The organism is Agromyces sp. NPDC004153 (assembly GCF_053603635.1).
The window spans coordinates 363,395-386,971 of the sequence record NZ_JBSGFY010000002.1; the positions used below are offsets into that span (position 1 = coordinate 363,395).

The 23,577-nt window shown below is 68.5% G+C and carries 18 protein-coding genes; 9 read left to right on the plus strand and 9 right to left on the minus strand.

The window, feature by feature from the left end:
• Positions 1-20: 20 nt before the first annotated feature.
• On the minus strand, positions 21-581 hold the full coding sequence (locus tag ACWEOH_RS15675) for a YceI family protein (protein WP_452032536.1): 561 nt from the start codon (positions 579-581) through the stop codon (positions 21-23).
• Positions 582-656: 75 nt separating this feature from the next.
• Complete coding sequence (locus ACWEOH_RS15680) at positions 657-1,835, minus strand: glycoside hydrolase family 3 N-terminal domain-containing protein (RefSeq protein ID WP_452032538.1); 1,179 nt, start codon at positions 1,833-1,835, stop codon at positions 657-659.
• 79 nt (positions 1,836-1,914) lie between these two features.
• Here ACWEOH_RS15680 and ACWEOH_RS15685 point away from each other — a divergent pair, with 79 nt between their 5' ends.
• The 6 genes from ACWEOH_RS15685 (at position 1,915) to ACWEOH_RS15710 (ending at position 8,187) form a co-directional block, all read left to right on the plus strand.
• The gene (locus ACWEOH_RS15685; RefSeq protein WP_452032540.1) at positions 1,915-3,051 is read left to right on the plus strand and encodes an aggregation-promoting factor C-terminal-like domain-containing protein; all 1,137 of its coding nucleotides are present in this window, start codon (positions 1,915-1,917) and stop codon (positions 3,049-3,051) included.
• Positions 3,052-3,099: 48 nt separating this feature from the next.
• Entirely contained in the window at positions 3,100-3,927 is an 828-nt protein-coding gene (locus ACWEOH_RS15690; RefSeq protein ID WP_452032542.1) for an oxygenase MpaB family protein, read from the plus strand.
• The gene (locus ACWEOH_RS15695) at positions 3,924-4,418 is read left to right on the plus strand and encodes an Lrp/AsnC family transcriptional regulator (RefSeq protein ID WP_148734963.1); all 495 of its coding nucleotides are present in this window, start codon (positions 3,924-3,926) and stop codon (positions 4,416-4,418) included. The genes ACWEOH_RS15690 and ACWEOH_RS15695 overlap by 4 nt, the downstream gene beginning before the upstream one ends.
• 108 nt (positions 4,419-4,526) lie before the next feature.
• Entirely contained in the window at positions 4,527-5,669 is a 1,143-nt protein-coding gene (pdhA, locus tag ACWEOH_RS15700; protein WP_452032544.1) for a pyruvate dehydrogenase (acetyl-transferring) E1 component subunit alpha, read from the plus strand.
• Positions 5,666-6,688 carry an alpha-ketoacid dehydrogenase subunit beta gene (locus tag ACWEOH_RS15705; protein WP_148734961.1) on the plus strand — a complete coding sequence of 341 codons (1,023 nt, stop codon included), beginning with the start codon at positions 5,666-5,668 and terminating at the stop codon, positions 6,686-6,688. Before pdhA ends, ACWEOH_RS15705 begins: the two co-directional genes overlap by 4 nt.
• Positions 6,688-8,187 (plus strand): dihydrolipoamide acetyltransferase family protein, encoded by a 1,500-nt coding sequence (locus tag ACWEOH_RS15710; RefSeq protein ID WP_452032546.1) that lies wholly within the window; start codon positions 6,688-6,690, stop codon positions 8,185-8,187. Before ACWEOH_RS15705 ends, ACWEOH_RS15710 begins: the two co-directional genes overlap by 1 nt.
• Before the next feature lie 106 nt (positions 8,188-8,293).
• Here the strand turns inward: ACWEOH_RS15710 and ACWEOH_RS15715 are convergent, their stop codons facing one another.
• The 7 genes from ACWEOH_RS15715 to ACWEOH_RS15745 form a co-directional block, all read right to left on the minus strand.
• On the minus strand, positions 8,294-8,818 hold the full coding sequence (locus ACWEOH_RS15715; protein WP_452032548.1) for a hypothetical protein: 525 nt from the start codon (positions 8,816-8,818) through the stop codon (positions 8,294-8,296).
• A gap of 95 nt (positions 8,819-8,913) precedes the next feature.
• Positions 8,914-9,411, minus strand: coding sequence for a glutathione peroxidase (locus ACWEOH_RS15720; protein ID WP_452032550.1), 498 nt, complete (start codon positions 9,409-9,411; stop codon positions 8,914-8,916).
• 811 nt (positions 9,412-10,222) lie between these two features.
• Entirely contained in the window at positions 10,223-10,597 is a 375-nt protein-coding gene (locus tag ACWEOH_RS15725; protein ID WP_452032552.1) for a hypothetical protein, read from the minus strand.
• A gap of 12 nt (positions 10,598-10,609) precedes the next feature.
• Positions 10,610-13,465: a CHAT domain-containing protein gene (locus tag ACWEOH_RS15730; RefSeq protein WP_452032554.1), complete on the minus strand. Its 2,856-nt coding sequence runs from the start codon at positions 13,463-13,465 to the stop codon at positions 10,610-10,612.
• 283 nt (positions 13,466-13,748) lie between these two features.
• Positions 13,749-14,660, minus strand: coding sequence for a tetratricopeptide repeat protein (locus tag ACWEOH_RS15735; RefSeq protein ID WP_452032556.1), 912 nt, complete (start codon positions 14,658-14,660; stop codon positions 13,749-13,751).
• A gap of 63 nt (positions 14,661-14,723) precedes the next feature.
• A complete protein-coding gene (locus tag ACWEOH_RS15740; protein WP_452032558.1) occupies positions 14,724-16,475 on the minus strand; it encodes a CHAT domain-containing protein in 1,752 nt (583 codons plus the stop codon).
• A gap of 1 nt (position 16,476) precedes the next feature.
• Entirely contained in the window at positions 16,477-17,325 is an 849-nt protein-coding gene (locus ACWEOH_RS15745; protein ID WP_452032560.1) for a hypothetical protein, read from the minus strand.
• A 124-nt stretch (positions 17,326-17,449) separates the two neighbouring features.
• Between ACWEOH_RS15745 and ACWEOH_RS15750 the strand changes: the two genes are divergently transcribed.
• From ACWEOH_RS15750 to ACWEOH_RS15760, 3 genes are all read left to right on the plus strand, one after another.
• On the plus strand, positions 17,450-18,244 hold the full coding sequence (locus ACWEOH_RS15750) for a hypothetical protein (protein WP_452032561.1): 795 nt from the start codon (positions 17,450-17,452) through the stop codon (positions 18,242-18,244).
• Between the two features lie 3 nt (positions 18,245-18,247).
• Complete coding sequence (locus tag ACWEOH_RS15755) at positions 18,248-20,224, plus strand: caspase family protein (RefSeq protein ID WP_452032563.1); 1,977 nt, start codon at positions 18,248-18,250, stop codon at positions 20,222-20,224.
• 141 nt (positions 20,225-20,365) lie between these two features.
• Positions 20,366-23,569 carry a CHAT domain-containing protein gene (locus tag ACWEOH_RS15760; RefSeq protein ID WP_452032565.1) on the plus strand — a complete coding sequence of 1,068 codons (3,204 nt, stop codon included), beginning with the start codon at positions 20,366-20,368 and terminating at the stop codon, positions 23,567-23,569.
• Positions 23,570-23,577 lie beyond the last annotated feature (8 nt).

Consider the following 23,577-nt stretch of genomic DNA (forward strand, 5'->3'; position numbering starts at 1 on the left):
GCCCGTTCGCACGCGTCGGACTACTGCTCGAGCGCAGCCTGGAGCTCGAGCGTGATGGTGACGTGGTCGCCGAGGAGCACGCCGCCGGTCTCGAGCGCCGCGTTGTAGGTGAGGCCGAAGTCCTCGCGGTTCACGACGGCCTTCGCGGTGGCGCCGCCCTTGTAGTTGCCGTAGGGGTCGCCGCCGAAGCCGCCGAAGTCGAAGTCGAAGGTGACGGGCTTGGTGATGCCGCGCATGGTGAGGTCGCCGTCCACCTTGAAGTCGCCGCCCTCGACGCGCACGCCGGTCGAGACGAAGTCGATCGTCGGGTGGGACTCCGCCTCGAAGAAGTCGCCGGTGCGCAGGTGCGCGTCGCGGTTCGGCTCGTTCGTCGTGATCGACGCGACCTCGGCCGACGCGGTCACCTGGGAGTCGAGGGGGTTCTCGGCCGTGACGAAGGTGGCGTCGAAGCGCTCGAACTTGCCCTTCACCTTGCTGATCATGAGGTGACGGATGCTGAAGCCGACCTCGCTGTGCGCGGTGTCGACCTTCCAGGTGCCCACTCGGTAGCCGGGGATCTCGATCGTGGCGGTGCTCGTCATAGTGCGTTGTTCTCCGTGTTCGGTTCGTGCGGCCGGATCAGCCACACTCGATACGAACGCATTGATATGTCGCGTCTATTCCCCGGACCCGGAATCCGTCTCCTCGAGGGCGATCGTGCGACGGAGCGTCAGCACCCGCTCGACCGCATCGTCCAGGCGCTCCCCGCTGAGGCGGCCCGACTCGACCGCGCCCGTGAGCGACCCGACGAGGCCGTCCACCGAGATGCCGACCTCCGCCGGATCGGCGGGCAGCACGTAGAGCAGCAGGTCGCATCCCGCGGCGACCGCGCGCACGGCGTTCTCCCCCGGATCGGCGTACTCGGGCAGGTCGTTGCGCTGGAGCATGAGCATGTCGTCGCTCACGACGACGCCGTCGAAGCCCAGTTCGTCGCGCAGGATCCGGTGCCACTCCGCCGAGAGCGACGCCGGCGCCTGGTCGATCGCCGGGTACGCCAGGTGACCCGTCATCACGAGCTCGGCGCCGGCGTCGATGCCCGCCTCGAACGGGACGGCCGGTCCGGCCCGCCACTCGTCGATCGTGAGCGGCGCGGTCGGGATGCTCGTGTGCGAGTCGCCGGGAGCGGCGCCATGGCCCGGGAAGTGCTTGAGCGTGCTCTCCACGACGTGGCGCTCACCCGACACGGCCGCGGCCACGCGATCGGCGGCGGCCCTCGGGTCCGTCCCGAGGATGCGACCCGCGATGAACGACTCGGGATCGGGCGTGACGTCGGCGACGATCCCGAAGTTCACCGAGACGCCCGCATCGGCGAGGGCCGTGGCGCGGGCGGCGAATGCGTCCTCGGATGCCGCGGGCGGCTCGTTGCGGAGCACGTCCGCGCCGGGCTGGCCGTCCCAGGGCAGTCGCTGCACCTCGCCGCCCTCCTCGTCGATCCCGATGAGCGTGGGCGCCTCGGGATCGGCCTGCAGCGACGCCGTCAGCTCGGCCAGCTCGGGCGGGGTCGCTGGCATGTTGTCGCCCATGAGGATGAGCCCCGACACGCCCTGGTCGACGTAGGCGCGCAGCGGCGCGGGATCGACGCCCGGGGCGTGCAGCATGAGCAGCGCGGCCGCCTTCTGCTCGGTGGTCAGCTGCGACATCCGCTCGTCGACCCAGTCGCCGACGGGATCGACGGACCGCGACGGCGCGGCCGTCTCCGGTGTCCGCGCGGCGGGTGCGGGCGCGACGCAGGCGGCGGTACCGGCGAGCACGGCCACGGCCAGCAGCGGCAGGATCGTCGTTCTCGTCGTTCGCACCGGCCCGAGTGTACGCTGCGTGTCCGAACGTCCGCCGAGCAGGCTCGTGGGTAGACTCGCGGGGCTCGGAGGGGGTCCTGTGCGAATCGGAGGGAAGGCGGTCGCGGGCATCGCGGTGGTGCTCGCCGTGCTCGCCCTGCCCGCCGTGCCGGCCGTCGCCGAGGACTATCCGACCTGGGACGAGGTGCAGGCCGCGAAGGCCGACGTGACGACCCGCGAGGCCGAGGCGACGCGGATCACCGCGTTCGTCGACGAGCTCGAGGCCGAGGCCGGACGCCTTGGCGACGCCGCCGTCGTGGCCGCCGCGGCATCCGCTGCCGCCGAGTCGGCGCGCGCCGCCGCAGAGACGCGCGCCACGACACTCCGCACGCAGGCCGACGCCGCCGCGGCCGAAGCCGAGGCATCCGCCGCCCGCCTCGGACGCGTGAGCGCGGTGCTTGCCCGCTCGGGCGGCGCGGACGTCGGGCTGCGGCTCTTCTTCGACGACGGCAGCGCATCCGACCTGCTCATGGGGCTCTCCCGCGCAGCGCAGCTCGCCGACCTCTACGGCGGGGTCGCCGCACAGGCGAAGACCACGCGAGCGGATGCCGCGGCGCTGAGCGAGCAGGCGGATGTCGCGGAGTCCGAGCGGACCCGACTCGCTGCCGAGGCCGAGGCGGCCGCCGCCGAGGCGGAGGCGGCGCACGAGGCGGCAGAGGCGCGCGTGGTCGAGCAGCAGGGCGTGCTCGACACGCTCTACGCCCAGCTCGCGAGCCTGCGCGACCGCACGGTCGAGCTCGAGCGGCAGTACCGGATCGGCGAGCAGGTCGCCCAGGAGCAGGCCGCCCGTGCCGCCGCCGCTGCCGCCGCCGCAGCGGCCGGCGCGTCGAGCGGCGGCAGCACTGGACCGCCACCGCCGGGCGTCGTCGTCGACCGGGCGGCGGCGAAGGCGTACGCCGCGAGCCGCATGGCGGCGTACGGCTGGGGCTCGGACCAGTTCCGGTGCCTCGACCTGCTCTGGACGCGGGAGTCGGTCTGGCGCGCGAACGCCTACAACGCCTCGAGCGGCGCGTACGGCATCCCCCAGTCGCTGCCCGGCAGCAAGATGGCGAGCGCCGGAGCCGACTGGCGCACGAACGCGGCCACGCAGATCAACTGGGGCCTCGGGTACATCGACGCCCGCTACGGCTCGCCGTGCGCGGCGTGGGCTCATTCCGAAGCGGTCAACTGGTACTGACCGGCCGGTCGGTACGAGACGCCCGCCCGCGCAGTACAGACTGTACGGATGCGCGACCAGGACGAGCTCGAGGTGTTCCGCCGGCACGGCGCGGAGGGCGTGCTGCTGCTCGGCGGCGGCGCGGCCCTCCTCCTGCAGCTCGCCGACCCCCGGATCGCCCACGGCGTGGTGCGGCACAGCGACTTCCGCACGCGCCCGCTCGATCGCCTCGTCGGCACCCTCGACTACATCTACGCGATCGGGTTCGGCGACGACGAGACCGTGCGTGCCGCAGTGCGGGCGGTCAACGCGGCGCACGTGCCCGTGCGCGCAGCCGCGGGCGACGGGCGCCCGGCCTACAGCGCGTTCGACGCGGATGCGCAGCGCTGGGTGGCCTCGACGCTGGCGGCCGTGGCGCTCGAGCTGCGGGAACGGCTCTGGGGCCCGGTCGACGAGGCGACGGGCGACGCGATCGTGCGCGGGTACGCCGCCGTGGGCCAACGCCTCCAGGCGACGCGCGAGGGATGGCCCGAGACGCGAGCCGAGTTCGACGCGTGGTGGGCCGACCGCTCCGAGCGGCTGGCGGTGGGCGATGAGGCCCGTGCGGTCGCGCGCGCGCTGCTGTCGCGCGAGGCCGGCTTCCCGGCGGGCGCGACGACGCTGCTCGCCCCGGTGCGGCTCCTCACCGCGGCGCTCCTGCCGGCGCCCGTCCGCGAGGCGTACGGCTTCCGATGGACGCCGCGCACCGAGCGCGTCGCGGACGGCTGGATCCGCGGGATCGGCGCCGTCTGGCCGCTGCTTCCCCGGGCCGTCAGGCACGCCCCCATGCGCGCATCCCTCCGTCGCACCGGGCGTCGCAGCCGCTACGCTGGGCTTGAGCACCGAGGACGACGATGACCCAGCCAGCACCGCACCGGAACGAGCCGCTCGACAGCATCGATCGGCGCATCGTCGCGGAGCTCAGCCGAGATGGTCGCCTCTCCGTCCGAACGCTCGCGGAGCGCGTGCACATCTCCCGCACGGCCGCCCACAATCGCGTGCAGCAGCTGCAGAAGCGCGGCGTCATCACGGGCTTCGGCGCGCAGATCGACCGCAAGGCGATCGGCCTGAACATCTCGGCGCTCGTCGTCGTGCGCATCGGCGAGGTGTCGTGGGAGCAGATCGCCGCGAAGCTGGCCACCCTCCCCTTCGTCGAGAAGGTGCAGGCCGTCTCGGGCGACATCGACATCATGCTCACCGTGAGCGCGCCCGACCATGAACAGCTGAGCCAGGCGATCCTCCGCGACATCCACGACATGCCCGGCGTGGTGTCCACGAGGTCGCACCTGATCCTCGCCGAACTCGACGGACATCCGCCCGCGCAGACCCTGGACATCTGGCGCACCTGAGGCCCGTCTCGGCGGACGAACGGCAACCGTTTCACGCTGGCAGTGCCGTTCGTTCACGCTTGTCCGGGACGCCCAGCGAGGGCCTCCGGATGGGCGCACCATGGCCATATGAGCCTCAATGTCGAGCACCACGGCGTCCGCGCCCTCCCGTCCGAGAAACCGATCCGGCTGCTCGACAACGCCGGCCACGCGGTGCACGGCGCGGCCGCCGGCGGCTTCGAGCTGCCCGACGTCGAGACGCTCGTCGAGCTGTATCGGCGCATGGTCGTCGCACGCCGATTCGACGTGCAGGTCACCGCCCTCACGAAGCAGGGACGTCTTGCCACCTACCCCTCCGCGTACGGCCAGGAGGCTTGCGAGATCGGCGCCATCTCGGCGATCGAGGCGCGCGACTGGTTCTTCCCGACCTACCGCGACAGCATCGCGCTGCTGACCCGCGGCATCGAGCCCGGCGACATCCTCGCCTCCTTCCGCGGCGACTGGCACAACGGCTACGACCAGCACGCGCACCGCACGGCTTCGCAGGCGACGCCGCTCGCGACGCAGGCGCTGCACGCCGTGGGGCTCGCACACGCCGCCCGACTTCGGCAGGACCCGATCGTGACGATGACGTACCTCGGCGACGGCGCCACGAGCGAGGGCGACGCGCATGAGGCGTTCAACTTCGCCGCGGTCTGGCAGACGCCGACGGTCTTCCTGATCCAGAACAACGGCTTCGCCATCTCGACGCCGGTCTCGCGCCAGACCCGCGCCGCCACGCTCGCCGACAAGGCGGTCGGCTACGGCATGCCCGGCTACCACGTCGACGGCAACGACGTCGCGGCCATGTACGCGGTGACGCACGCCGCGGTCGAGCGCGCCCGCGCCGGCGGCGGCCCCACCCTCATCGAGGGCCTCACCTACCGGATCGAGGCGCACACGAACTCCGACGACCCGACGCGCTACCGCCACTCCCGCGACGTCGAGCACTGGAAGCGCCGCGACCCGATCGAGCGCCTCGAGAAGTACCTCGTCTCCGAGGGTGCGCTGAGCGAGTCGGCGCGTGCCGAGATCGCGGATGCCGCGGAGGCCGTGGCGGCGCACACGCGCGAGGTCATGACCGCCGAGGCCGAGCTCGACCCGCTGGAGCTCTTCGACCACGTGTACGGCCGGAAACGCGCTTCGCTCCTCGAGCAGCGTGCCCGCCTCGAGGCCGAGCTCGCCGACGCCGCCATGCACGCCGCCGCCGACCACGCCGGAGCCGCCCGATGACCGCGACCTCGACCAAGCCCGACGCCCCCGAGGCATCCGCGCCCACGCAGCTCACGATGGCCGGCGCGCTCAACGCCGCGCTCCGCGACGCCATGGAGGCTGACGACCGGGTCGTCGTCTACGGCGAGGACGTCGGCCCGCTCGGCGGCGTCTTCCGCGTCACCGACGGACTCCAGGAGCGCTTCGGCGAGGACCGCATCTGGGACTCGCCGCTGGCCGAGTCCGGCATCGTGGGCACCGCGGTGGGCATGGCCATGTACGGCATGCGCCCGGTCGTCGAGATGCAGTTCGACGCGTTCAGCTATCCGGCGTTCGAGCAGATGGTCTCGCACGTCGCGAAGATGCGGAACCGTACGAAGGGCCGGATGACGCTGCCCATGGTCGTGCGCATCCCGTGCGCCGGCGCGATCGGCGGCGTCGAGCACCACTCCGACTCCTCGGAGGCGTACTGGACGTCGACGCCCGGCCTCACGGTCGTGATGCCGTCGAACCCCGCCGACGCGTACTCGATGCTGCGCGAGGCGATCGAGAGCGACGACCCCGTCGTGTTCATGGAGCCGAAGAGCCGCTACTGGTCGAAGGCCGAGATGTCGCTGCCCGTGCGCACCGCGCCGATGGACCGCGCCGTCGTGGTGCGCGAGGGCACCGACGCGACCCTCCTCGCCTACGGACCGACCGTCCGCACCGCCCTCGAGGCGGCCGACGCCGCCGCGGCCGAGGACCTGTCGATCGAGGTCGTCGACCTGCGCAGCCTCTCCCCCTTCGACGACGAGACCGTCGGGGCATCCGTGCGCAAGACCTCGCGGGCAGCCGTGATCCACGAGGCCGCGCAGTTCGGCGGCTACGGCGCCGAGGTCGCGGCCCGGGTGACCGAGCGCAACTTCCACTGGCTCTCGGCGCCCGTGCTGCGCATCACCGGCTTCGACATCCCGTTCCCGTCGCCGAAGCTCGAGGAGTACCACCTGCCGACGCCCGACCGCGTGCTCGCCGCGCTCGACACGTGGGAGTGGGACGACTGATGGGCCGCGACTTCATCCTCCCCGACCTCGGCGAGGGCCTCACCGAGGCCGAGGTCGTCGCCTGGCTCGTCGCGCCGGGCGACGAGGTCGGCATCGACCAGCCCGTCGTCGAGCTCGAGTCCGCGAAGTCGGTCGTGCAGCTGCCGACGCCGTTCGCCGGCGTCGTCGAGACGCTCGGCGGCGAGGTCGGCCAGGTGCTGCACGCGGGCGACGTGCTCATGACGCTCGCCCCGGTCGGCGCCGAGATGGCATCGGATGCCGCGCCCGCGGCCGAGGCGTCGACGGCTGTCGCGCCCGCGGCCGAGGCGTCGACGGCTGCCGCTCCCGCACCGGTCGCCGCCGAGCCCGGCATCGCCGTGCCCACCGAGGCCGCCTCCGAGGAGTCGGGCGCGGTGCTCATCGGCTACGGCACGAAGGCCACGACCGCGACGAAGCGGTCTGCCGCGGCACCCACGCGGTTCGGGCGTCGCCGGCGCCCCGCCGGGACCGGCGCAGGCGGCGCCGGCGGCTCGGGCGGATCCGGCAGCGCCGGCCGCACCGCGACCGGGCCGGCGCCCGCCCGACTGGACCCGGCTCGCCGCTCCCCCGTCGTCTCCCCGATCGTGCGCCGGATCGCCCGCGCGCACGGCTTCGACGCGAGCCAGCTCGACGGTTCGGGCCCCGACCACCTCGTGATGCGCCGCGACGTCGAGGCGTACGTGCAGGAGCTCGAGGGCGCGCCGACGCCCGCACCCGAGGCCACGGTCGCCGAGTCCGCGACGCCCGAACGCGAGCTCGCGGCATCCGCTGCCGTGACGCCTGGGCCGGCCGGCGACCGCCGCGTACCGCTCGACCGGATGGGACGCGCCGCCGCGGCGCATTTCTCGCGGTCGCGCCGCGAGATCCCCGAGGCGACCGTGTGGATGGACGTCGACGCGACCGAGCTGCTCTCGGCGCGCCGGCAGCTGCAGGAGGCGACCGGAGAGCGCTTCGGCGTCACGGCGCTCGTGGCGCGCTTCATCGTGGCCGGGCTGGCGCGGCATCCGCTGCTCAACTCGAGCTTCGACGCCGAGCGCGACGAGATCGTGCTGCACGGCGACGTGAACCTCGGCATCGCCGCGCAGACGCCGCGCGGCCTGCTCGTGCCCGTGGTGCACGGCGCGGGCACGATGTCGCTGCGCGAGCTGCGCGATGCGATCGGCGCGCGCAGCGAGGAGGCGGCGTCGGGCGCGTTCCCGCCCTCGGCGCTCACCGGCGGCACGTTCACGCTGAACAACTACGGCACGCTCGGCGTCGACGGCTCCGCGGCGATCATCAACCACCCCGAGGCGGGCATGCTCGGCATCGGGCGCCTCGTCGAGCGGCCGTGGGTCGTCGACGGGACGCTGGCCGTTCGCACGGTGACCGAGCTCACGCTCTCGTTCGACCATCGCGTGTGCGACGGCGCCGAGGCCGCGGCGTTCCTGACCTTCGTCGCGCGCTGCATCGAGCGTCCGGTGTCGGTGCTCGCCGACCTCTGAGGCCGTCCGGCCTCCTCCCGCTGAGCCCGGCCGAACGTCGCCGGGCAGGCGGATGCCGCGGCGCCGGGCTCGAGGCGGCCGCCGCGGCATCCGTCGATCAGGGGGATCAGAAGAAGTCGTCGGGCGTGCCCGCTGCGCGTTCGACGTCGCGCGTGCTCTCGCCGGCGGCCCGGAGCTTGGCGACTGCGACCCGGAGGCCGGACTCCATCTGCGCCGCCCACGAGTCCGAGTCCCGTGCGCTCGACTCCGCGGCGCGTGCGCGCTCTTCTGCGGCCTCGGCGGTGGCCCGGGCGTCGGCGACCTGGCGCAGCGCCAGCGAGATCCCGTAGTAGGCGGCGACCATCGTGGCGATCGGCGCGGCGATGACCGCGAGCGCGCTGATCGCGGCGCCGGTCGGGCTGAACGCGATGAGCAGCGCGAACGCCAGGAAGAGCACGACGATGCCCACGAGCACCACGAGCATGAACCGCAGGTCGCGACCCCAGACGCGCGACGGTGAGCGCTGCGAGGATCCGCCGCCGGATTCGGGCTGGGGACCCGCGGGCATCACCACGGTGTCATCGGGCTGCTGGGCCGGATAGCCGGCCTGCGCCCCCTGGTCGACGATCTGACGTGAGTACGCGTCGGTCATGGCTCCCCCGCTTCCCGTGCATTGCCGGACCCCCCAATTGTGGGTCGGCCCGGCGAAGGGGTCAAGGAAACGCGCCGCCCGGACGCCCTCGCGCGTCAGGCGGCCGCGGCCTCCGCGACGCCTCGCTCGATGACCGCGAGCACCGCGGGGTCGTCGGGCTGCACGTTCGGACGGAACCGGGCGACCTCGCCGTCGGGGAGCAGCACGAACTTCTCGAAGTTCCAGGTCACGCGCCCGGCCTTGCCCGCGGCATCCGGCACCTTCGTGAGCTCGACGTAGAGCGGATGCCGCTTGCGCCCGTTGACCTTCACCTTGGCCATGAGCGGGAACGTCACGCCATAGGTCATCGAGCAGAACGACTTGATGTCCTCCGAGCTGCCCGGCTCCTGGCCGGCGAACTGGTTGCAGGGGAAGCCGAGCACGGTGAAGCCGCGGTCGCCGTACTCGCGCTGCAGCGCCTCGAGCTTCTCGTACTGCGGCGTGAGCCCGCACCGCGAGGCGACGTTCACCACCAGCACGACGCGGTCGTCGTACTCGGCCAGGGTCGTCGTCTCGCCGTCGATGGTCGTGAGCGGGATGTCTCGGAGGTCCACGCTTCGAGCCTAACGCGGGCTCGCTGGGTGTCTGCGCAGACCGCGGATACGACGATGGCCGGCGCTTCCGCGACCGGCCATTCCGTTCAAGTGGTGGATCTGAGGGGACTCGAACCCCTGACCCCCTGACGGCTCTGCACAGTGGCTTGGCGCACGTGTTCGGTTGTGGATGCCAGCAATTGTAAGGGAGCGCGGGCTGATCCAGGGGTCGGCCGTGGTCGCTCGTTGCCGTCAGATGCAGGTCTCTGTGGATGAAAAGAGCCGCCAAGAGGCCGCAGTTGCCTGGCACCCGCCTTCGGGCAGTGGGGCGAACTCCGCGCTGCACTTCGCAGCACCGGGTCATCGGGCGCAATGCTTGGGGTCAAGAACCGTGCGACGCATCGATGGCCCCACAGCGCGGAGGCATTCACACGATCCAAAAACAACTGATTGCAACTTTGGTCCACGTACCCAGACGCCCGGGTCTGTCCATGAGTACACCGAACGGTACGAACCGACGCGGTGCGTCCACTGCGGAGCGCACGCGCAAGAAGACACGCAATGACGAACCCGTAAACACTCGACGGACAGCTCGACAAGGACGGCATCTCGTTGTACGGCGACCGTCGCTGGGCCGAGCACACGGAAGCCCATCGGAAGAACACCGATTCTTCCCGGAGGTGACCTGACACGGTTGTCGTCGATGAATGCCACGTCGGGTGCTCCGGCATCCGCGTGTGTAAGTTGCCTTGCTGTCGTCCTTGTCCCGAACGCCGATCGTGACCTCGACCTCCTGCAGGGTGGCTCAGATGACTAACGCTCCATCCCGGCGTCAGGCAGTGTCGATTCGCCGGAGGAGGTCGCGGGCATCCTGGTGATCTTCCGCCGAGCGGGCGAGTCGCAGAGCCTCCAAGCCGTGGCGGCGGGCCGATGTTGGGTGACCACAATTCAAGTACACCTGAGCGAGGCAGTACTCGACCTCGTGAGTGCCGGTATCCAGCTCCTCGAGCATCTTGGCCTGGGTGATCGCCTCTTGGCAGGAGCCTCCGATCTCAAGGGCATAGATAAGCGCAATGCGGTAGTTGAGTTCCGTCGGGAACAACTCGACCATCGATCTGATCTCCTTGAGCGCTTCGAATCTCTGTCGACCATCGGGAGAGCTCGCATCCAGCGTTAGCTTTCGGGCGATGCGGGCGTGCTCATCCATCGTGGGTACCTTTCATGCTCCGACGTGGGCAAACGCCGCCCAATAGTACGGGTCGGCGAAGGGCGCCGCTTCAGCGTCGAGGCCGGGGTCGCCTTCGGTGACGCCGAGATCGCGTTGGACTCGGGTCGCGAGGTCTTCGATCCCGGAACGAAGGGTCGGCGGCCAGCCCTCGGTTGCTCGTGAGAGCTCCGCGCGATCGGCGGAACGAAGCCAGTTTTGGGCACGGGCTAGCGCTGCAGGTGCTGTCGCGCCGAGCGCGAGCTCCTCGTAGAACCGGTTCATCAGCACGGTTGTGGCACTGTCGTCCACGCGCCATAGCGAGCCCACGACCGCTGCGGCACCAGCCTCGAGCAACCCGTACAGCAGCGTGACGGGTTCGTCCGGGATTCCGCTGGCGGCTAGGTTGGTCTCGCATGCGGCGAGCACCGCCAGCCGTACACCGCTGAGGTCCATCCGGAGGATCGAACGCAGGTCGATCTCGCTGTCCGCGATGGCGAGCACGCTGTCTAGTGGTGTTACGAGGTCCGAGCGGGCGTGGCATGAGAAGTGGACAAGACCGCAGCGCGAGATCTCGTTCGGAAGCGCAGTGGCAGTGGCTGCATGAGCGCGCAGCATGCGAAGCTCGGGGAATATGTCCTTCACGCGCTCGAGCTCGCGGGGCTGACCGTCGCCGAAGCCGTCGACACCGAGAGCGATCTGAAGGGGTCTCGACCTCTCAGCCCGGCGCTGAGCTCGCCTCAGAAACCGCAGGTTGGGTTGGTAGCTGAGCGCGGTCGCGGCGAGGACGGGCTCGCCCTGCGGCCCTGGGGCAGCGTGGAGTGGGACCAGCCCGAGATATCCGACCGGGACGAGGTTGAGTTCAGTGGGCGTTCCAAGTGCGTCGATGAGAGGCGCCATGACGGCGTCTGACGCCCAGGCCAGCAGGGAGCCCAGCTCGGACCTCCACGATCCCGGCGGGCCGCCATATGCCTGCCGGAAGCGTCCGACGTGGTCGGCGGTCGCAGCTGAGGTGAGGTGTGGGAAATCGAGCGTCTCGATCCGACCGTCGATGAGGAGCAGCGCAAACCCGCCGTGTCGGCTCGCCCCGACAAAAGCGAAGGGCTGACCACCGATCTTGCGTTGCAACTCCTCCACACCGGCAGGCCCGAGCATCGAGGGCAGATCTGCACCCATACGTCCGAGTTCGGCAAGTGCGTCGTCATAGCTGGCCTTGGCCTGCCGACGGGTGGCGATCTCGCCCGCCCTCCAGGGCAGGGCCGGCTCGATGGCTGCCAGCTCGTCCAGCACAGCCAACTGTCGAGCCGACTCCTCGAAACGGGTCCGCAGGTCCTGGTGGCCCAGTGCGTCGAGGCGGTCCAGCTCCGCCGCTTCGCGCGCCAGTGTCTCGGTTAACAGGCGAGCCCGGTGGGTCTCAAGTGACCAGACCGCCTGGCTCGCATCGCCGTCCCGCATGGCCGCGTAGGCCGCTTCGACCGGCATCTGTTGAACCTTTGCCAGCCAGCCCTCCTTATGCTCTCGCCCCAGTTGGCCGTCAACGAGTAGCTGTGCGGAGACCAGTCCGGAGCGGTACGTCTCCGCGGCCAGCGCCCACTCCCCGCGTTCGGCCGCGGCATCGCCGAGAATTTGGGCGGAGAGCAGCGCGGCCGCGGAGTTGTCGACTCCGCGCTCGAAGTTGCCCGTCAGCACGGCCGCCGCCTCAGTGAGGTCAGGGTTGTCGCGCGACCGCGAAGACTCGAGCATGGCGACACCGAGGTTGTGGCGGGCGACCCAGCTGTGCGGGTCAGCGGAAGCGGCTGCTCGGAACACCTCGACGGCTCGATCGAGGTCAGCCGATCGGTGCTCGTCGGTCCAGCGGTCGAAGAGCGCGATCCCGAGAGTGTGTAGCGCGAGATCGCGGCCAGGATCCCCGGGGGCAAGAACCTTGAGAACAGCTTCGGCGCTGGTGATGGCGTCGTCGCGGTCGTAATGGCCGCCGATCACAATCGCGAGGTTTGCCCAGCCCATTGCGTCGACGGCGATTTCCCGGCGTGACCTGCCGCCGCTCTGCAGCAAGTCGCGGTAGTTGCGTATCGCACTGCGCAGGTCATCGGCGCGCTTAAGGAGCCAGTAGCGATAAGCACTACCCTGCGCGAGCGTTCGCAGTGCCGACGCGCGCTCCGCCTCGGTCTCGGCGGTAGCACTGGCATTGGCCGCCAGACCGATGGACTCGTCGAGGTCGGCCAACTCTGCGTACCGCTCGTAGCGCCTGCCCAACGCGGCAGCCAGGTCCACGGCAGCGGCTACACGGATGGATGGCTCCTCACTCTCGGCTCGCTCCAAGGCGAGCCGGTAGGTCGCAACAGCCTCGTCGAAATCGGCCCGATCGCCGCTCATGTCGGCCCGGCGTTCCAGTGCGCGGGCGACCCGGTTGAGCGTCTCCGGATGAGCCGGTGAGAGCGCTGCGACCGCGCGGCGGGCAACCTCGATCGCCACGTCGGCCTCAGCCGGGTTGGAATTCGCTCTCGCGAGAGCGTCGTGCAGCTCGCTGACGGCGCAGAGTGTACGGACCTCGGCTTCGGGATCGAGATAAGGGCCGGCCGCTGTCAGCGCGAGAACCTCGGTGGCCTCGTCGAGGTCGGAGTTCGACGAGGCAAGGTTGGCCCGCAGCAGCAGGGCCTCGGCAAGCGTGGTGCGATAGCCGGTAAGAAAGGCGCCGTCGGCCAGGGGGTTCGAAACCGCGCTCCTCAGCAGGCGGACGGCAGCGTCGGCGTCGTCGTACGCCCCAGTACGCCGGGCTCTGTCAAGATGCGCGCTCCCATACTGAAGATCACTGAGAAGTGCGCTGGCGAGCCGTCCCTCCTCGTCGCGACGTCGGCGCCTCCAGCGCACCCTGTGCTCCCTTGATGCTTCTCCGTACGAAAACAACTTCGGTAGTCGGTGGCGTATTGCACCTCCTCAGCCAAGAGGACTGCTTAAGGCATGATACCGGAGGCATCACACCGCCGCCGGCGTAGCGCGCTGGCGGATGGCGGGGTCCAGCACGTCTGCAAGTGGGACGCCGAGGTTGTGCTGAGCCCAAGTGTGCCCGGCATAGGCCGCCTTGGTGTACCAGCTGCGAGCCTCGGCCCGCTCGGGCGGGTCCAGATCCTCACTGAGCAGGTTTCCAAGCGGGTCAATCAGCTCTGAACCGCTCCAGTGCATGTTGTGCGCCGGCGTGGCCGGCCCGGGCGGCCCTCTTCCACCAGGTGCGGGCCTCGGCCAGCTCCGGCGGATCCAACAACTGCGCGAGCAGGACTCCGAGGTTGTACTGGGCACCGGTGTCCCCGGCTTCGGCAGCCAGAGTCCACCAGGTGCGTGCCTCCACAAGCTCCGGTGGGTCCAGATCCTCAATGAGCAGGACCCCAAGGTTGTACTGGGCATCGGTGTTTCCGCCATCGGCAGCCCGAGTCAACCAGGTGCGTGCCTCCACCAGGTCCGGTGGGTCCAGATCCTCACTGAGCAGGATCCCGAGGTTGACCTGGGCTTTGGTGTGCCCGCCTTTGGCAGCCTTGGTATACCAGGTGCGCGCCTCGGCCAGTTCCGGCGGGTCCAACCTTTTAGCGAGCAGCACCCCGAGGTTGTACTGGGCGCTGGCGTCCCCGGCCTTGGCAGCCTTGGTGTACCAGGTGCGGGCCTCGGCCAACTCCGGCGGGTGCAGCATGTCTGCAAGTAGGACGCCGAGGTTGTGCTGGGCCCAAGTGTGGCCGGCTTTGGCAGCCTTGGTATACCAGCTGCGGGCCTCGGGGAGCTCCGGCAGGTCCAGATCCTCACTGAGCAGGATCCCAAGGTTGTACTGGGCGTCGGTGTTCCCGGCTTTGGCAGCCTTGGTATACCAGCTGCGGGCCTCGGCCAGCTCAGGCGGGTTCAGCCTGCTGGCGAGCAGGTTTCCGAGCTTGTATTGGGCGGTGGCGTCCCCAGCTTCTGCCAGGGTCCACCAATTGCGGGCCTCGGCCAGCTCAGACGGGTTCAGCCTGGCGGCGAGCAGGGCGCCGAGGTTCTGCGCACGCCGGAACTTCATCGACTCGTACCCAACCTCGTCGGTCACGGTCGGCAGCTCCAAGCAGAGCCACGATCGCAGCCGCCAACTCCACCGTAGCGCAGATCCCGGCTAGATGCGTTCATCAGGTCCACGTGTCGCGAATTCGCATGAGCTGATGAGGCGATGCTGGACGTCCATGTCGAAGCTGAACCACGATGGCGTCTCGCGCCACCTCCCGGCCGCGGTCGATGTCCCGAATGTGACCTTGATCCCGCCTTCGGGAGACGGGAAGACGTACTTCCAGCTCTCCATCAGGAAGTTCTCCGGCATCGTTCGCGTGATGCTCGGCTCGATCGGCTCGATGTCGACCGCCTCGAGCGGCACGTTGCCGACGCGGGCGCCGTACTCTCGGCTGAGGGTCCGCATCGCGTCCCGAGTGTCTGCGAGTGTCGCCCGGCCGAGGAGCAGTCCACCCGGGAGCCAGAGCCGAAGGTCGCCGGGATGGTCGGCGTCGATATTAACGGACAGGCTGGTGATCAGGTCGTCGCGCGACGAGACGGCAACGTTCGCGGCATCCTGAAATCGCCAGAGGCGATGCGTCTGGCCCTCGTACTCCATGACCTCAGCGTCGGGGCCCAGCAACGCCAGGGCGCGGGAGAGGTTGTCGAAAACGCTCAGGCCGAGGAACCCGGCCCCATACGACGGTCGGCCTTTTGAATCCGGCCGCTTCTGGGGTTCTGTGCCATTCAACGTGTACCAGCCGACCAACGACAGGTCGAGAAGCTCGGTGTCGGGTGCGTCGACGAACAACACCGGAGCCAACCAGTCCACGTCGTAGCCTGACCTCAAGAGGGCGAGACGCCCGCTCGCCACGGCCTCTTCGACCCGAGCCTCCTCCAGGAGGAGGCCTCGATAGAACGCCCCGCCGAAGACCACCGCGGCGTCGTCCAGAACCGGCAGCTGCATCGCAACGACGGCCGGGATGCCCACTGCGATCAGTTTCGTCGCGATCGCGCTGAATGGATCCCCGGGGACAACCGTTGCGCTCTGGCACGAGTTCAGGAAGGCCAGCCGAAGGGTTGTCGCCCCTCCGATCATGTTCGCGAGGATCGATCCCGTGACCTGGTGGGATCGGCCATCCTCTTTCTCCAGGATCAGCGCCGCCTCAGCAGCCGCCGGGCCGCGCGAGTGTCCGATGTAGTGGAGGATATGGAACCCGCCCCGCAACGCCTGCTGAAGCGCATCGACAGTAGGAGGCTCCAGCCACGTGATATCGGCGAGCCCGGTCCGCGTCAACTCCTCGAGCTCGCCTTCCACGCGCTCGCGCTCTGCCGCTGTGTCGAGCGCATCCATGTCGCTGGGACTGCAGGTGACGCCCAGGATCCTGACCATTCCAGACACCAGAAGCGGATCACTTCGGCGGTTGGTCTTCACTTCCCGGAGGATGGTGATGTCCGGCTGAGTAGCGAGGTATAGCGGGTCGTCGTAGAGCAGTTCCCACGGAATCGCCAGAAGCTGCGGCGCTGACTGGAAGTCGAGGGTGACCCGAACCCGAGATCCCGGGGCTGCAGCATCCGCCCGCGCCTTGTCGTAGATCTTGCGGGCGTCGGCTTTGAAGACGGCCTCGAACAGGCGAGTGCCCAGTCCTTCGAGGTCTGGGGTGGAGCGATTCGGTGACGCGGCAGGAGCAGACAGATCACGCGTCGCCATCCTGGAGCCACCAAGGGCGATATCAGGAACGATCACCTCGACCGCGGAGGAATCATCGCCCCGGCGAATCGTCGCGCGCGTGCCGCCAGCACCGCTCAGCGCGAATTCGACCCTCAGATCGATGGGCGCCCGACTTTCGACCGGGTTGCGTGGGGCAGCATCCACGTCCACGTCAGGGATCCTTGACCGTCCACGCGAACTGGACCGTCGACTCCTTGCCGAGGCTCGCAGACGCGACCGTCGCCGTAACTATTGATGGGTCGGAGCTCGCTGCTGTGGGCTTGCCCGAGTACTTTCCCGTACTCGCGTTGATGCTAGTGCCACCCGGATGCCCAAGTGACGAATACTCCATGTCGTCGGGTCCGAGCGCCTTGACCGCGAATGCATGGATGTCTTCGTTCACGGTGCTCGTCTGGTCCGCTGGGGGCGTGACGGTGATCGTCGTCACTTCGGCATCGTCGGGCTCCCTTTCGCCGTCGGTCCCCGCAGATAGGACGCCCTGCATGATCGCCGTGATGGCAGCGGCCGATCCGGTGGCGACCTTCTCGTGAGTGACTGCCAGCAACGCGAACTGCTCCGACGCTCGGCGACCAGCGAGTCGAAGATCGCGGAGATCAGCCGTGTCGTCCGCAATCTGCGCGTAGTAACTCGCGATGATCGTGTCGGACCAGCGCCGATAAACGATGTCGCGTTCGATGGTCTGGAGAGGGTTCAGGAATAGGGCGACGGCAAGCACGGCCACCACGGCTGCAGCCGCGATGCCGGCGGCAATATTCTCGCTCTCGATTGCCCGCCAGGCCAGGAAAACGCCGCCAGCAACGAGCGCCACGCCGATTGCGCCGATCAAGATCAATCGCCAGGTCCGAGCCGCCTTGTCCGACTTTCCCAGGCCCCTGATGAATTCGCGAGCGTTCGCGTTCGCGGCGGCGATCTCGGACGCTTCCTCGGTCTTGAGTCGGGAGTAGACAGTCGGATCTACGCCGTCCTTCGGAATCGCCTGAAAGGCTCTTCTCGTCGCCATGGGCACACATTATTGGCGAGCAACATGCGCGCGCCAGTGTCTCGGATCGACTTTGCCACTTGTCTGTCAATTCGTGATAGGGAAATAATGAGGCTGACTGCAGGTTCCAGGGTGGGGGAACGTCATGACGCCGTCACAATTCATCTCTTGCTCGCCGCGACTCCTGCCGCGTTCCGACTGGGCACGCGCCGCAAGGAATGCGATCGACCAGAATGCGGCGAATCGACCGTTAGGCGTAGACGACGACGAACTGTCGAGGGCCAGCGAGGGTGATCGCCTCGCCGTCGATGTGACCCGCTACTGGGGTTCGGGCGGCGTGCATCTTACTGTCGGATTCATCGACACGCCCGACCGAGAGCTCCGCGATCGGATCGTGGCGCATCTGAATGCCTGGGGTGAGACGGCTACTGTCGAGTTCCGGCCATCCGACCGCGAGCCGCAGGTGCGCATCGCGCGCTGGACCCCGGCGGACTCGCCGGGTGATGAGGGCTACTGGTCGAATCTCGGCACTGACATTCTGCTCATCGACGCGGACCGGCCCACGATGAATCTCGAGGCATTCACGATGGCGACGCCCGACTCGGAGTTTTATCGTGTGGTGCGTCACGAAGCCGGCCACACCCTGGGCTTCCCCCACGAGCACATGCGGCAGGCAATCGTCCAGCGCCTCGACCGCGAGAAGGTCATCCGCGCCTACATGGCGTCCCAGGGTTGGTCACCCCAGGAAGTGATCGATCAGGTCCTAACACCTCTCGAGGAGTCCTCGATCCTCGGCACGCCGACCGCGGAAGAGGACTCGATCATGTGCTATCAGATCCCCGGGTTCCTCACGACGAACGGCGAGGACATCGCGGGCGGTTCGGACATCACCCCAGGCGATCGGGCTTTCGTCGCGCAGATCTATCCCAAGCAGGGGTAGACGGTGCCTCCGCGCCATCACGTCCTGCTGATCGGGATCGACGCCTACGATGGCGGCGGCATGCTGACCGGCTGCGTCAACGACATCGATGTCGTGCAGCGCCTCCTCATCGACCGTGTCGGAGTACCCGCCGCTCACATTCGCCGGCTCACGGCGCCGCGCTTCGGCAGCCCGCACGAGACAGACGTCCCGGAGGAATCGCCCGTGCTCGACACGATCCGGGCTGCCCTCTGGGAGCTCGGCACCGACGCTGTGGCGCCTGAGGACCGGGTCTTCATCTACTACTCCGGACACGGCACACAGAGTTTGCTGTCGCGCGACGGAGGCCCGCGGTTCGCGCGCGAGGCGCTGCTTCCGAAGGACAAGAAGCAGGGCACTGAGTATCGGCTCCTCTACGACTGGGAACTCAACGCGCTCATCGCCCGAATCGCCGCACGGTCGGCAGCCGTGACGGTGATCCTGGACTGTTGCAACTCCGGGGGAGCCACGCGGAGCCTCGACGAGGGGTCGACCACCGGGACGGATAGATTCTGGCCCACGCCCGAACTCACTCTGCCCGCTGGCACGGAACCCCCGGCCGGGTCCGTTCGCGGGATCGTACCGGCCGTCACCTCGCTCCAGCAGTGCCAGGTCGTGGCGGCCTGTCGCGATGACCAGCGCGCGCGCGAGTCTGGCACCGCCGGGGGCATGACAAATGGAGAGCTGAGCCGGGCGCTCCTGGCGAACCTCTCTGCCCTGTCGCACACGGAGTTGCAGGATCTGCGTTGGGGCCGCATATGGCGCGGAATTGAGGCGGATGTTCGGGAAGCGAACGCGCTCCAGACTCCTTGGCTGTTCGGTCGGTTCGGTCGACGGGTGTTCGGGTTCGGCCCGGACGATGAGACCGATCCCGGCTACGCAGTGGTGCAGATCCCCGCCGGTTACCGGATCGACGCCGGATCGCTGGCCGGGGTTACGGTCGACGCGGAGATCGGCGTCTATGGGGAGGGTCCTCCGGCCTTCCCCCCGCTGGGCACTGACGACGATCTCGCCGCCCGCAAGGGCACGATCCGCGTCGTGAAGTCAGAGCGCGCGACTAGCGAGGCGGTGGCCGTGGAGCCGTTCGTGCTGCCTGCAGCGCCACGCGGGCGACTGATCGGTTCCGGTCGCGGCGCAGAGCTTCAGGTGGCCTTGGACCCCCTCGACGCCGACTTGGCGGCGCAGCTTGACGCATCACCGCTTATCGAGATGGTTGAGCCGGACCGAGCGGAGCTCACTCTCGTGCGCAGGATCGACGGCGACTGGGCACTGGTCGATGACGTCCATGGCACAGGCGACAACGCGGACGATCCGCTTCTCGCAACGATCCCTGTCGACCGGATCGGCCTTGCGCGGTCCGCGGTCGAGCACTATCAGGCTTACTCCGCGCCGCTTCGGATGGCGCGAGCCTGCCGCGATCTGCCCAGCCTTCTGCGACTTTGGCTGCTCGATTGCGGCGACGCCTCTTTCGCGGGCGATGCCGCACAGGATCCTGACCTTCCGCAGGTTCAGCCAGGCGAGCACGCGCCGTACGAAGTGGAAATCGGGGACCGCATCTGCATCGCCGTCGAGAACGCCGCCGACGTGTCGCTGTCTGTGGCGCTCTTCGACTGCGCTGCCAGCGGCAGGGTGCTGCTGCTCGGCGAGAAGGTGATCCCCCGGCAGGCCCGGCACGTGTTCTGGCTCGATGATACGTTGGGAGAACCGTTCAGCGCGGGCTTGCCCGAGGATCGCTCCGTCGGAGTCGACCGAATAGCAGCCATCGCCACAACGCGGCGCGACGTTTCCCTCCGGTATCTGGAGCGACGACAGTCCTTCGACGAGATCATCCACCCGCTTCGCGATCGGGCGGCGCTGAGGGATCTGGGGGGAGAACGACGAAGTGACGCGCCGCCGACCGACAGCTGGACCTCGGCCTTGACGGCGCTTCGGATCGTAGGGCCTGGAGCGTTCGGGCGATGAACGCCGCGGTTGTGCGCAAGCCCGGTCTTCCTGAACCGGCTTCGTGGAGCTTCGCCCTTCCGGGCGGTGGCTGTGCGACGAGCGCCGAGCGGTCGGACCACCGACGGCTTGGGTGTCGTCGGGCGCGACGATAGGGGCAAGATGCCTACGGTGAAGTTCGGGGCAGGTCCCCAACCGGAGGTCTTCCGGAGCATCTTCGACGATGCGCTGCGGCGCGTCGATGACGCGTATGCCGGCCGATGGCCGCTTCCAGCGCCTCCGATCCCACCCGACGTCGACGCGTCAGCGCTTCTAACGGCGATCGCGGAGCTGGCCTCCGATGAGAGGCTGGGCCGCTTTGCAAGCGCGTTTGCGAATGGTTCGAGCAGCGCCGTCCTCGCGATGCCCGGGGTAGTTGCGGCGGCACTGCCCGGAGTCGAGCAATGTCTCGATCTCTGCCACCATTTGCTTACCGAGGAGGACAATGAGGGATTGGCAAACATCGGGGAGTCCGTTTCGCAGCTCGCGGCAGCGGCAGGTGAGGATCTTGAGGCGTTCGCCGTCCTAATTCCGACCGCACGTGCACGCTTCGCACTTAGAAGAATGCGCGATACCGTCAGCGCGTACGACGCCGCGATCGGCCTGGCGCAAAGCCTTCGGTCGCAGCTACCCGCGGACACCCTGAAAATCTGCCATGACAACCGTGGCCTCGCCACACTGCGACTCGGGCAGCCGCATCGCGCGCTCGAGGACTTCCGCATTGCTTCTCGACTCGCCGACGATCCGACATCGAAGGCTTACATCGACGAGCATCGAGGTCATGCGTTGCTCGATCTCGGCGAGTTCGATCGCGCGATCGCCGTGATGGAGTCGAACCTCCGTCGGATCGAGGCGATGTCGGTAGACACGCTGCTGCACGCAGATGCGCTAAACAACCTCGCGCATGCCCACGAGCTGGCGGGGAATGACGAGCGCGCTCTCGCCTTGTATGAACGTCGAGCCGAAGTGCTTCCTTATGAACTCGTTGAACGCCGCTACACGACAGCGCGAGCTCGCGCCCGAGTGCTTGTCCGCCTCGGAGACCAACAGGCCTCCGCCAGCGCCTTCGCGGAAGCCATTCATCTGGCCGAGGCATCCGTTCGCGCGCGTGTGGACCGAGAACGGTTCGATGCCGGATGGGCGAACGCGATCGCGCGACTGGTCGACGTCGACGGATCTGTCTGGAAACTGCGGTCGGAGGCCCTTGAGCGCGATCGAGCGGGAGATTTGGACGCTGCGAGAGAACTCTACCTGCGTGTATCCGAGGCGGCATCTCGAGTAGGAGATGAGCTGACTGCGCTCGAGTGCAGCGCGCACGTCGGCGCCATCGAGGCTGGTTTCGGCGCTCTTGCCCGCCGCGCACAGATCCGGCTGTCATCGGTGCGCCAGACAGCACTTACCCGGGGTCTCGCGTACCCAGCTGTCCTTGCGGGGGCGGCACTCGCCGGGCTGATCCGCCGCGGTCTCGAGTCAAACGATGCTGACCTCGACGCTCTATTTCTCACGGTAGAAGGCTGGGGGCTCGGATGGTTGGCAATTGAGCAACGCGAGGAGCTCGAGCCGAGGCTGCGCTCACAGGTTGTCTTCCGTGACCCTGGACCCGAGCTCGAAGAACTCGGACGCAGCGCCTCAGGGCATGGAGCGTTCGAACTGGCAATCCGCTATTTCGATGAAGCACTCGAACTTGCCCGAGACACCCGCGACCTGAAACGGGAGGTCTTCCGTACAGCGAATCTACTCGCTGCGCTGGAACGCGTTCCATCGGCGAAGGAGAGGACCGGCGAGGTCGCTAGCAGACTGCGAGAATTCGCGATGGACGCAGCGACGCCGGTCGAAGGACGTTTGGCGGCGCTGCACTCGCTCGGCGGGTACTTACTGAAGGAGGATGCGAGGTCCAGTCTTGATGTGCTTCGAGAGGGGTCAACCCTTTTCGAAACGCTCCGCCACGAGGCTGCGGGAGCGGTGGGTCTCGATCCTTCGCGCCTGCCCGAACTGGAGTCCCGGTTTCCCGTGCACGAACTGCTGCTAAGTGCACTGATTCAGGCGCGCGAGCCCGACATCGATGCCTTCAACCAGTTACAGCGACTTCGCGCCCGGCGTCTCATGGAGCGCCTCGCTTGGCTTCGCGACCCAGGCGAGGAATTTCAGCCGCCGGACAGCGTAGCCGTCGCTGAGTTGCTCGGTCGGTTGCCGGTGCCAACAACCCTCGTCGATGTCACCTCGGCGCCGTGGGGATTGCGCGCGTTCATCGTGGACGAGGCAGGCGTCCGGACGGTCGATGCGCACGGATCGACGGCCGAGCTCACCAGCGCAGATGTCGGCGATGTGAGACGGCGGGCGGCGTCGATTCTCGAGCTCACGCTCACAGCGAACGTCATGCGCGAGCTTGTTTCGCATGTGGAAAGCCTACTGCCGCCTGGTCGACCGATCCTGATCGCTGTCGACGACCCACTGTCGAACCTGCCGTTCGAGGCTATCCCGTTCGACGGCAGGTCCTGGGCGGAACAGCGGCCGATGGGGCGGATCCCTGCGATCGCAGCACTGCAGTTCACGCGCCCTCGCAGCTGGGCGGGAAGATCTATCGTCGTAGGCGACTCGGCAGGAGATCTTCCGGGCGCTCTCGATGAGTGTGCGCACGTTGCACGTGCGTTGGGCGCGAAAGCTTTAGTGAGGCAGGACTGCACCCTCTCGGCGGTCCGGGCCGCGATGTCCTCCGCAGGTGAGCGTCCGGACCTCGATGTCATTCACATCGCTGTCCATGGGCGCGCGGACGCGCGGAAGGGCGGGCGAGCCAGTCTTCTGTTCGCTGACGGAGCGGCAACCTCCTGGGTGGAGTTCGGTGAACTCGCGCAGCTGTCGTGGCGTGCGGGCCTCGTCGTCTTCTCGGGCTGCAGCACAGCAGTAGGTGGTCCCCGCGATGGCCAGGGCCTGTTCGGAGTGGTCCAATCGATCTTCGAAGCCGGAGCGCCTGTGGCGGTGGCAAGTCTATGGCCGGTCGACGATCAGAGCGCGCGAGACTTCATGATTGCTTTCCACGAGAGACTAGAGGCCGCGCGAACGAGAGCGAACTGGGTCGACCTCCGGCAGGTGTTGGATGAAGCGCGGCGCCACCTGCGCAGCCGGTCCACTCCTGGCAATCGGACGACTCACCCGACGTCGGTCGACGACGCCCGCACCCGCCGTGACGGGAGGGATCTGTGGTCGGCCGAGTCAGTGGACGAGACTCCGGCGGCAGCACCGACGAAGATGTTGCCGCAGTCTGCCGCGGCGCTCGAGTGGGCGGCCTTCACGCTGATCGGCGATCCGATCCTCCGGGTGCGTGCCTAGTGACTGAT

What these genes read in the sequence shown, in the direction of transcription:
- ACWEOH_RS15675 (WP_452032536.1), bottom strand. Translation starts at nt 581, where the DNA reads ATGACGAGCACCGCCACGATCGAGATCCCCGGCTACCGAGTGGGCACC.
- ACWEOH_RS15690 (WP_452032542.1), top strand. Translation starts at nt 3,100, where the DNA reads ATGCGCGACCAGGACGAGCTCGAGGTGTTCCGCCGGCACGGCGCGGAG.
- ACWEOH_RS15695 (WP_148734963.1), top strand. Translation starts at nt 3,924, where the DNA reads ATGACCCAGCCAGCACCGCACCGGAACGAGCCGCTCGACAGCATCGAT.
- pdhA (WP_452032544.1), top strand. Translation starts at nt 4,527, where the DNA reads ATGAGCCTCAATGTCGAGCACCACGGCGTCCGCGCCCTCCCGTCCGAG.
- ACWEOH_RS15705 (WP_148734961.1), top strand. Translation starts at nt 5,666, where the DNA reads ATGACCGCGACCTCGACCAAGCCCGACGCCCCCGAGGCATCCGCGCCC.
- ACWEOH_RS15710 (WP_452032546.1), top strand. Translation starts at nt 6,688, where the DNA reads ATGGGCCGCGACTTCATCCTCCCCGACCTCGGCGAGGGCCTCACCGAG.
- ACWEOH_RS15715 (WP_452032548.1), bottom strand. Translation starts at nt 8,818, where the DNA reads ATGACCGACGCGTACTCACGTCAGATCGTCGACCAGGGGGCGCAGGCC.
- ACWEOH_RS15725 (WP_452032552.1), bottom strand. Translation starts at nt 10,597, where the DNA reads ATGGATGAGCACGCCCGCATCGCCCGAAAGCTAACGCTGGATGCGAGC.
- ACWEOH_RS15745 (WP_452032560.1), bottom strand. Translation starts at nt 17,325, where the DNA reads ATGGCGACGAGAAGAGCCTTTCAGGCGATTCCGAAGGACGGCGTAGAT.
- ACWEOH_RS15750 (WP_452032561.1), top strand. Translation starts at nt 17,450, where the DNA reads ATGACGCCGTCACAATTCATCTCTTGCTCGCCGCGACTCCTGCCGCGT.
- ACWEOH_RS15760 (WP_452032565.1), top strand. Translation starts at nt 20,366, where the DNA reads ATGCCTACGGTGAAGTTCGGGGCAGGTCCCCAACCGGAGGTCTTCCGG.